Raw genomic sequence first — 2303 nt, 5'->3', positions numbered from 1 at the left:
GCGATCGCGACCCAGTCCCGAGAGGTTTACGACCGCTACATGAAGTACCTGACCGGCTGCGCCAAGCTGTTCCGCGAGGGCTACACGGACGTCAACCAGTTCACGTGTGAGAAGTAGCCGGGCGGCGCGCCCGGCGAATCGCTACTTGGCCAGGGTGAACTGGCCGACGTCGCTGATTCCCTTGCGGAAGAAGTCCTCGCAGCCCGTCAAATAGTGCATATAACGGTCATAGACCTCTTCCGACTGGATTTCGATCGCCTTTCCCCGGTTGGCTTCCAGGTTGGCGGCCCACATGTTGAGCGTCCGCTCGTAATGCTCGCGCAGCAATTGCACCTTTTCGACCGAGAACCCGGCGTCCTGCGCGCAGGTGAAAATGTCTTCCTGCGCCGGCAACTGCCCGCCCGGAAAAATCTCGGTGTAAATGAAACGTGTGAATCGCACGTCGCTCATCGTCAGCGAGACGCCGCGCTCGTGTAACTGTTTCTGGGAATGCGCAAGGATCGTGTGCAGCAGCATGACCCCTTCGGGCGGCAGCACTTCGTAGGCCATCTTGAAGAAGCGGCCCCAGCGCTGACGGCCGAAGTGCTCGAACGCGCCGATGCTGACGATCCGGTCGACGGGCTCGTGGAACTTCTCCCAGCCCTCCAGCAGCACCCGCCGGGAACGAGAGGTCTCCATCCCGTCGAACATCTTCTGCACGTGCATGGCCTGGTTCTCCGACAGGGTCAGGCCCACGACGTGGACGTCGTACTTCTCGATGGCGCGCCGCATGGTGGCGCCCCACCCACAGCCGATGTCGAGCAGCGTCATCCCCGGCTCCAGGCCCAGCTTGCCCAGCGCCAGGTCGATCTTGGCGATCTGCGCCTCCTGCAGCGTCATGTCGTCCCGCTCGAAGTACGCACAGCTGTAGGTCTGGGTAGGGTCCAGGAACAGCCGGAAGAAGTCGTCGGACAGATCGTAGTGCGCTTGCACGTTGCCAAAATGCGGCGTGAGCTGCACAGACATGAGGAGTAAGGCCTTTCTGTATCTCCGGGTCCCGGGCGTCCTGGAACCCAGAAACGCGGGTTCACCCCCGATGCATCCCCTGCATGCTAGCCGTTAAGGCTGTGCAAGTCGTCATTCCCGAGGTTGGCTAAATGTCACACCCCGGTCACAAGACGCGCAGCACGGCGCCGACCGCGAGGCCGGCGACCAGCAGCGCACCGGCCTGGCGTACGTGCACCCAGGCCAGCGCCGCGTACCACAGCGGCCACACCGGGAACTTCGGCGGCGGCTCGTCGGGCCGGGGGCGGCGGAAATACGGCCACACCTTGGCCAGCCGGGGCAGCGCCACCGCGACGACCAGCGCGGGCCAGGGCATCGCGCCCACCGCGACCGCGATCGCCACCAGCACGTAGAAGCCGACCATCATGGACAGCGTCACCGCCCGGGCGCGCGCCTCGCCGAGCAGAACGGGCAGCGTCCGGATCCCGAGCGGCTCGTCGTAGGGGATCTTGTCGATGTGCTTGCCCATCAGCACCGTCGTGCACAGCAAGCCGTAGGGCAGCGACGCCAGCACGACGTCCCAACCGACCCGGCCCACCGCGGAGTAGTAGGTGCCGCAGACCATCAGCGGGCCCCAGACGACGAAGACGTCCGGCTCGCCGAGGCCGCGTTTCTTCAGGCGCAGCGGCGGGGCCGTGTAGGCGACGCTCAGGGCGAAGCCGCCGAGCGCGAAGGCGACCACCGGCCACCCGCGCGCCCACGCCAGCGTGACCAGGATCGCCAGGTCGGCGAGGTTCACCAGCAGGATCGCCAGCCCCAGCGTGCGGCGGCTGATCAGCCCCGACAGCACCGGGTGCGGGGCGTACAGCGCACGCGGATAGCCGGCGCTGTCGGTGCCGACCTGGGTGTCGTACAGGTCGTTCATCAGGTTGTTGGCGGTGTGCGCCAGCGTGATGCCCACGATGGCCAGGACCAGCCAGCGCCAGTCCAGCCCCGGCTTGCCGACCGCCAGCAGCGCGGCCACCAGGCCGGAGACCAGCGTCATCGGCAGCACGGCCGCGCGGGTCACCACGAGCCAGCGCGTCACGGCGTCGACCGGGCGGTCCGGTGGGGGGTTGGTGGTGCGAAGCGCGTACGCCCAGGACCGCAGCCGCGAGCCGGCGCTCACGTCAGGCATGGGACCGAGAACTCATGGCGCCCGCGGCGGCACGATAGGCGACGGGTGCGGCTGCTCGCGGAACTTCTCCAGCGACCCGCCGGCCTCCACGATGCCGCAGATGGCGCTCCAGCTCAGCATCGTCAGGTACTCGATCAGCTGG

Annotated in this window: 3 protein-coding genes and 1 pseudogene; 1 reads left to right on the top strand and 3 read right to left on the bottom strand. The window is 67.2% G+C overall.

Going from position 1 to position 2303, the window contains the following annotated elements; translation table 11 throughout:
* Positions 1 to 117, top strand: a 117-nt coding sequence (locus A9W96_RS30915) for a class I SAM-dependent methyltransferase (protein WP_197499660.1), incomplete at its 5' end; no start/stop codon positions are given.
* Between the two features lie 24 nt (positions 118 to 141).
* Here the strand turns inward: A9W96_RS30915 and A9W96_RS26360 are convergent.
* The 3 genes and pseudogenes from A9W96_RS26360 to A9W96_RS26350 form a co-directional block, all read right to left on the bottom strand.
* Entirely contained in the window at positions 142 to 1005 is an 864-nt protein-coding gene (locus tag A9W96_RS26360; protein WP_067144233.1) for a cyclopropane mycolic acid synthase family methyltransferase, read from the bottom strand.
* A gap of 145 nt (positions 1006 to 1150) precedes the next feature.
* A complete protein-coding gene (locus A9W96_RS26355; RefSeq protein WP_067144231.1) occupies positions 1151 to 2161 on the bottom strand; it encodes a prenyltransferase in 1011 nt (336 codons plus the stop codon).
* A gap of 12 nt (positions 2162 to 2173) precedes the next feature.
* Positions 2174 to 2303: pseudogene (locus A9W96_RS26350) on the bottom strand (TetR/AcrR family transcriptional regulator); the annotation flags it as partial.

The sequence above is a fragment of the Mycobacterium sp. 1245852.3 genome (assembly GCF_001669335.1).
GTDB lineage: Bacteria > Actinomycetota > Actinomycetes > Mycobacteriales > Mycobacteriaceae > Mycobacterium > Mycobacterium europaeum_A.
Note: the sequence above shows the minus strand (reverse complement) of the source record. Positions and strands in the feature narration are given on the sequence as shown.

Coding starts and splice junctions, on each gene's coding strand:
- A9W96_RS26360 (WP_067144233.1), bottom strand. CDS start 1,005: ATGTCTGTGCAGCTCACGCCGCATTTTGGCAACGTGCAAGCGCACTAC.
- A9W96_RS26355 (WP_067144231.1), bottom strand. CDS start 2,161: ATGCCTGACGTGAGCGCCGGCTCGCGGCTGCGGTCCTGGGCGTACGCG.